At 47.5% G+C, this 7,121-nt stretch carries 5 protein-coding genes; 1 reads left to right on the top strand and 4 read right to left on the bottom strand.

Going from position 1 to position 7,121, the window contains the following annotated elements; all coding sequences use genetic code 11:
- The coding region (locus J0895_RS04375) for a DnaB-like helicase N-terminal domain-containing protein (RefSeq protein ID WP_340643444.1) at positions 1 to 1,413 on the bottom strand (1,413 nt) is incomplete at its 3' end.
- Positions 1,414 to 1,555: 142 nt separating this feature from the next.
- Positions 1,556 to 2,014: a 50S ribosomal protein L9 gene (gene rplI, locus J0895_RS04370; RefSeq protein WP_207086904.1), complete on the bottom strand. Its 459-nt coding sequence runs from the start codon at positions 2,012 to 2,014 to the stop codon at positions 1,556 to 1,558.
- A gap of 284 nt (positions 2,015 to 2,298) precedes the next feature.
- Between rplI and J0895_RS04365 the strand changes: the two genes are divergently transcribed.
- Positions 2,299 to 5,214, top strand: coding sequence for an amino acid permease (locus J0895_RS04365; protein ID WP_207086903.1), 2,916 nt, complete (start codon positions 2,299 to 2,301; stop codon positions 5,212 to 5,214).
- Between the two features lie 66 nt (positions 5,215 to 5,280).
- Here the strand turns inward: J0895_RS04365 and J0895_RS04360 are convergent, their stop codons facing one another.
- Both J0895_RS04360 and J0895_RS04355 read right to left on the bottom strand, forming a co-directional pair.
- On the bottom strand, positions 5,281 to 6,783 hold the full coding sequence (locus J0895_RS04360) for a hypothetical protein (protein ID WP_207086902.1): 1,503 nt from the start codon (positions 6,781 to 6,783) through the stop codon (positions 5,281 to 5,283).
- Positions 6,765 to 7,121, bottom strand: a 357-nt coding sequence (locus J0895_RS04355; protein ID WP_207086901.1) for a hypothetical protein, incomplete at its 5' end; no start/stop codon positions are given. The genes J0895_RS04355 and J0895_RS04360, both read right to left, overlap by 19 nt.

The raw sequence follows: 7,121 nt of genomic DNA, 5'->3' as shown, positions 1-7,121 counted from the left end.
GAGTAACAAATGTTGCACTTGTCGCGCCAGTTTTTCGCTGACTGTGCAAAAGCCTAACTGAGCTTGTCCACTGGCTAGAACTGACGCCCATCCATCGGTTGCAAATAGGCGATTCAGGAACAAGGCAATCAGCGATCGGTTCAACTTAAATACAATAGGCGGGACAGTTTTATTAACCGCATTTTCCTCCCCTAATCCTAATTCTTGTAACCACAAATTTAGGGTATTTTCAGTCTTATCGTTTATCTTATAAATATCAGCGTAGACTCGGGAATTCGTGGGTTGGGTTTGAGTTGGGAGTCTCAAATTCCCAAAGCCGGTAATGGCTTGTTCAAAGTCATTCAAAATTGCAGGATTGCTGTGAATAAAGCTGGGTTGGTGCCGGGTAAACCCACCCTCACCAATCAAATATCCCAATAGCTTAACTTGATATTCAGGCAGGGTTTCGGTCCCAAATACTTCTAGTTTCCGAGGGACAGCAATGCGATCGCCCACTTGGAGTTCTGAAAGCCTTCGCCACCCTTTTATCGTCAGATAAGGATGAGTGAGAGTGGTTTCAATGGACCGTCCTAAACGAGTTTTGACCCGAAACACGGGTTTGATGCCATCATCGACAAAGGCAGAAGGTTGAGTAAAGGTAAATTTCCAGTTATCCGCTAAGGTTAATAGGTCAGCCTGACGGCGTTTAACTATATCTTCAATTGTGGTGACACTGCCATCGCTTAAAATTAGTTCAGAAAAACGCCCTAAGCATTTCCCCATAGCGGGTCTTCCGGCTATAATAATCAAGTCCGATCGCTGCAAACCCCCGGTCATCGCATCTAAGTCATAAAACCCACAAGTTAACCCAGGTAAAGCTAACCCTTGTTGATGAATTTCGATGTTTTCAAAGGTATGAATTAGGGTTTCTGAAATAGAAACTAAACCCTGTTGAGGACGGTCCTGGGTGAGGCTGAAAATGGTTTGTTCCGCTTTATCGAGGAGGATAGGTAATTCCGTGGTAGTATCAAATCCTAACTCAGCGACTTGATGTCCGCCTTGAATTAATTTGCGGCGCATATATTTATCGACGACCAGTTCGGCATATTGGTCGATATTGACGGCAGAAACCGTGCGTTCTACCAGTTGGGCCAGTTTGCTTTGGCCGCCGACCATATCGAGGAGTTTATGGTCTGCTAACCAACTGGTTACGGTCATTAAATCGGTGGCTTTGCCTTGGAAATGGAGGGCGATTGCGGCTTTATAAATATGTTTATGAGCGCTGATAGAAAACCCTTCGGGAGGTAGCCGGTCTAACACCCGGGTGATAGCCTCTGGATCCAGGAGAATTCCGCCTAAAATACTTTCTTCCGCATCGATGTTTTGCGGGGGGAGGCGATCGCTATAGCCTTGGAAGTTTAAGGTTTCAGCCACGATTTGTACTCAGCTATCGTCTGGATGCACCGGACGCGATTTATTGGGTTTAGAAATAAATCGCGCCTTTTCCATTGTCCAAATATCGGGACGGTTTTGCCCCAGGCATGACTGAAATTCCGCCTGGGAGAGTCGCCGATTTTTAACCAGCAACCACTTCAATATCGACTTCAGCGGTAACCTCGGGGTGTAATTTGATTTGTGCCTTGTAGAACCCAGTCTTGCTAATGGCAGGCAGGGTAATCCCACGGCGATCGATTTCTTCGTTGGTAGCAGCTTGGATGACTTCGGCCACTTCGCGATCGGTGACGGTCCCGAAAATCGCATCCCCTTCCCCAACCGATTTGGAGATGGTAAAACGTCCAATGGTTTCCAAGGCCGTTTTCCGCGATTGTGCTTGTTGCTTTTCTTCCAGCATCCGCTGCCGTTCTAGTTCTCTGCGGCGTTCCACTTGACGGAGAATACCGGGGGTGGTACGAACGGCAATGCCTTGGGGTAGCAGGTAGTTCCGGGCATAACCGGGGGCCACTTCTACGAGGTCGCCGGATCTACCCAGCTTTCTAACATCTTGACTTAATACGACTTGGACTCGTTTGCTCATAATGGTTCCTGTTCGGTCAGAACTCTCTATTTTACGCTTCCGGGGGACATATTGCAATAGGGATGGGGAATGATTTGGGGATTTTAACCACTGATTTCACTGATTTTCACGGAGGGGGTTTTGAGCGATCGCACAAGTGACCCTGCCCACCCTAATACTTGCCCCACTTTTTTTAGGTAAATCCCTTACAGTTTAAAGCACTTAAATATGGGATTTGGTAACGTGACAATACACAGGCCGATCGCCTATGGTGATCCCGACTTATCAAACTTTGCACTTTTCAGATGGAACCCAACAGATTGCCATTGGTTCGACTCAAACGTAGTTTAAGTTTTCTAGAGACTTGGGGTTTTGGCTTAAGCGGACTCTTATTATGGCTGGGGCCAGCACCCGCCATGAATGCAGCTTTGGGAGTGCAAGCCATTTTTGTCTGGATTCCTGCCGCGATTATTGGCATTTTACTCAACCTACAAGTCCAACGATTGGGGATGCACTGGCCCGATATGTCCGGTGGAACCCCCAATTATGCCGCCAAACTGTTGGCGAAATATCCGATCGCAGCGCGTTATGGGGCAGTCGGATATTGGCTGGGATGGGTTTCCGTTCCGCCCATGAATGCCATCATCCTCTCTGACTTGGTAATTGCCAATTTAAACCCGGTTGGGATTTCCTTACCAGAAAATCTGTTACGCCTGGGTTTTACAGTCATCCCCTACATTGTCGCATTTAGTGGCACCCGAACATTAGGCATCTTGCACCTCTGTTTCATTGTCCCGGCAGTCGGGTTTTTGAGCACCTTTGGCTTGCAAGGCTTGGGTTGGCTGGCGTTGGCGCCAGCCAGTCCCGGCATTTTACCGAGCGATTGGGGCCAGTTTAACCTAGTCGAATGGGCGAAATGGTTTTTTGTCGCCGTTTATGCCGCCTATGGCTGTGAAACCGCCTCTTCTTTTGTCGCAGATAGTCGCAATCCGAAAAGCACCCTTAAAACCTTATCCTTTGCGGCGGTTGTATTACCCATTGTCTATGTGGGTGGTTCATGGATTTTGATGCGTTTAGCTAGTGACCCGGGTTTAGGGAATAATACATTTTTGCATTTGGTGGCAGGGGCTCAACCCTTTTGGGGATCCGCAGCTTCGACATTGGTGACGTTCCTCCTCTCGGCAGGATGTTTGCTCAGTTCAACCACTGCCATTTCTAACTCCCCACGGGTTTTGTATCAGTTAGCCCTTGATGGGTATATGGCCCCCGTATTTGGGGTCGTATCATCTCGCGGGGTGTTTGGACCCGGGTTATTGTTCACCTTTATCTTAAGTTTGATTTGCCTGCTGTGGGGGGATGTCTCTCATGTGGTGATGGTGACGGGTACAGGATATCTCTCTTCGATGATGATGGTGCATTTGAGTTTATGGCTCAACCGCGATCGCCCGGAGGTCAAATGGCCCCGGTGGTCTTTGCTTTTCCTGATTGTGGAAAGTTTCGTGATGGTAGTCGGCGGGCTCGCCTGGGGTTGGAACCATTGGCTGATGGGATTGTTGCTTGCCCCCACGATTCTCGTGGTGGATGGGCTGATCCGACGCCGTTATTTTCCCATATTTCGGGTTGAGTGGTGGTTTGCGCTTTATCGCCGTCGCCGTTCAGGACGGTTCCAAGATTTTGATGTTTTACAAGTGAGTGTTTTACTCTTTTTAATCTGTGGGTCGTTAACGGTGGGCTGGGTCGTCCGAACCACGATTGATCGCAGCCGTTTAGAAGTCGCCAGTGAGCTTTATGTGTTGTTGTTGCTCAGTATTGCTTTGGTCGGGGTGGCGATCGCCTGTTGGACCACTTTGCCCCAAATTGCCTCAATTGTGGAAGCTCAAGAAGCGACGGAACACTTATTTAGGGTTGCCCTCGATCCGATTATAGTGATTGATGAGCATGGGGCGATCGCCCGGGCGAATCCCGCTGCTTGTGACCTATTTGGGGTCTCGGCTCAAGAGTTAGCAGGGGTCAATATGGCCCAACTTTTACCCGGATTAAGGGATTCTCCCCAGTTTTGGCCTCAACGTTGTGAGCAGCTTATAGACCCCACGGAGATCGCCTTCCCAAACGCTCTATCTTCAGGAGAATCATTCGCCCAAAAAACCGTAGAAGTCTCCCTTTCTGCTCGAACCAATTGGGATCAAATCGAGTATGTGGTGATTTTACGAGATATCACCCCGCGCAAACAGGCCGAAGCGGAATTAAAAGCCGCATTTATCCGACAAGAAGAACTCACCGTCACCGCTACCCGACAAGCGCAGGAACTCGAAACCACTTTATCCGAACTCAAACAAACCCAATCTCAACTGATTCAAACCGAAAAAATGTCCAGCTTGGGGCAACTGGTGGCTGGGGTGGCCCATGAAATTAATAATCCGGTCAACTTTATCTATGGCAATTTAAGCCATACAAACGAATATGCTAGGGAGCTATTGGCATTAATTCATCTGTATCAAGCATCTTATCCCGATGCGAATCCCGAGATTGAGGCGTTTATTGAACAGATTGAACTCGATTTTTTGGCGGAAGATTTGCCCAAGATGATTGATTCGATGAAACTGGGGGCGGAGCGGATTCGGCAGATTGTTTTAACTTTGAGAAATTTCTCTCGGCTTGATGAAGCAGACATGAAAGCGGTTAACATTCATGAGGGGATTGAAAGTACCTTATTAATTTTGCGAAGCCGGTTCAAGCCAACAGCCCAATGTCCGAGCATTGAAATCATTGAGGAGTATGGTGATTTACCGGAAGTTGAATGTTTGGCCAGTCAGCTAAACCAGGTGTTCATGAATCTGATCAGTAATGCGATCGATGCCCTCCATGAGCAAGCTAACAAAACCCCTGAAGGGGGAGAACCCCCGGCCCCGACGATTACAATTCGCACCGCTGCCTTGGATTCGCACTGGGTGAGAATTGCGATCGCCGATAATGGGCCCGGAGTCCCAGAAAGCATCCGTAACCGACTGTTTGATCCCTTTTTTACCACCAAAGCGGTTGGAGAAGGAACGGGTTTAGGATTGTCGATTTGTTATCAAATTGTGGTAGAAAAACACGGTGGGCGGTTGTATTGTTCTTCGGAACCGGGACAAGGGGCACAATTCATCATTGAAATCCCAGTCAGAAGTGTGAGAAAACCGGCCCAACCGAAAGTAGTTCCGCAACCACCGGCGGGGGTTTGAACGATTGGCGGCCTCATAGCTAAAGTCGGTTAAAACCGACTGGAAAACTTATACCCCGATCGCCTTTTACTCTTTGGGTTTCCATCCCATCACCCATTTTGTTATTCCCCAGGCTAATATCGCACAACCAAAACTGGCAAGCAGGGCGATCGCAAAGGGATGGAGTTGTTCACCCCGATTTTCTGCCCAGGGCAAAGTTATCGGTTCTTGAAAGAGTAAACCTGATGTAGAGGCAACGATCGCCCCGGTGGCAATTCCTACCCCCACAGCCTGAATTTGGTCTTGTAATTGTTGGTTTTGGTTTTGCAACCGGCGATCGCGTTGGGTTTGTTCTATTTCTACGATGCCGCGAATTGAGGCGACTGCCTTATCTGCTAGACTGGAACCTTCTACAAAATAGTTGAGTTCATCGCTGATGCGAGTTTGGAAGTAGGGAGAAGTTTGACTGCCAAACTCACGGAAAAAATCCAGTTCCTCCCGTTCCACCCCATATTCCTGTTCTTTGAGCCGGTTAAAAATCGCCTCCAAGGTGACTATATAATTTTTAGTATTGATAGCGATCGTATTGCAGTTGTGCTTGTAATTTCGCAACAGGCGGGCATATTCCAAATCCAACTCCGCCAATTCCTTTAACACCTGTTTCAGGTCTTCTAATTGCGCCTCACTCAACGCCAAACGGGTCGTATTCTTCGTTAATTCCTGCTTAAAAGACTTGACTTTTTTCTCTAAATATGTATAGACTTTGTAAGTTTTTTGATATAAAGTTCGGGTTTCCCGATAGGCGGAAATTACCTTATTCCGATAATAAAATAAATTGATAAACTCCCGATAGGCATCCACAAATTTCTCACTGGGCAATTCGGCGCGAAACAGGAGAATCAAAATATGGGGTTGCACCTGCGCTTCCCCCCCCAGATTCGCCTCCAAAACTTGCCCGCCAAACTCAAAAATCGGGCTACCGAATAGTTTCCCCAGTTGGTGCAACGGTGGACGGGTTTTCTGGGATGGACTCACCTGTTTCACACAGTTACAGGCGAAATCTTGTAAACTTTCCGGCGATTTATCAGTTTCAGATTCCGGTAAAAACGCAGTTAATAGCAAGGTTTGCCCCAAGGAACTCTGAACGACATGGGGGAGAAAAAGTAGCCTTTCTGTATTCAAATCTTGCCAAAAGGAAATCGGGACCGCAGCGGTTTTCTCCCCATTTTCTGTTGTTTCGGGACGGCGCAAATTGAGCGTTAAACTATAACTATCATAAAGCCGATGAGTGAACAACAGCCCCGTAATCGGGAAATCGGAATGAGGCACTTTTCCCGTTAATTCCAGTTGGGTTTTGGGATGGAGATTAATTTGTGTTCCTGGGGTTTCTGGCGAGTTGTCGGGATACCCGGCGATATGGAGACGTTCCGTAAAGCCTAATTCTTTTAAAATATCATCGCCCTTTTCCCATAACTGTTTGGGATTGGGTGCCAGGGAATCCGGTTCCCCCGTCAATCCGCGCCAAAGATGAAAGGCAAATAGATGTAAATTAGGCGCATAAACCGGCGGGTTTATGGGTTTTTCTTCCATCTGTTAATCCTTCCTTTTAAAGTTTGCTTAAGGTAAAGAAACAAGTGCATTTTTTCTGCATTGGGGGCCGGAGTAATGATAACCGTTGTTTCCGTTTCTTCGATAATTTCAACATTAGGAATTAGCCAGTGGGATTGATTCGGGTCCGGTTCGGAAATTTTCTTAACTTGTTTTCGGTTTTGTGCCAGAGCTTTTTGAATTGCTTTTTCTGCTTCCGGAAATTGCTCCATCCAGGTAATAATTAGTTCCGCTGCCTGATTCATATCGGCTTCAGAAAGTTCCTCCAAGTCTGCCGCCAACTTTTGAGCGGGTTGCAGAGCATCTGGCTGTAAAATTGG

It is taken from the genome of Phormidium pseudopriestleyi FRX01 (assembly GCF_017313335.1).
GTDB classification, from domain to species: Bacteria; Cyanobacteriota; Cyanobacteriia; order Cyanobacteriales; family Laspinemataceae; genus Laspinema; species Laspinema pseudopriestleyi.
This window is presented reverse-complemented; position numbering and strand designations above follow the sequence as displayed.

Coding starts and splice junctions, on each gene's coding strand:
- rplI (WP_207086904.1), bottom strand. CDS start 2,014: ATGAGCAAACGAGTCCAAGTCGTATTAAGTCAAGATGTTAGAAAGCTG.
- J0895_RS04365 (WP_207086903.1), top strand. CDS start 2,299: ATGGAACCCAACAGATTGCCATTGGTTCGACTCAAACGTAGTTTAAGT.
- J0895_RS04360 (WP_207086902.1), bottom strand. CDS start 6,783: ATGGAAGAAAAACCCATAAACCCGCCGGTTTATGCGCCTAATTTACAT.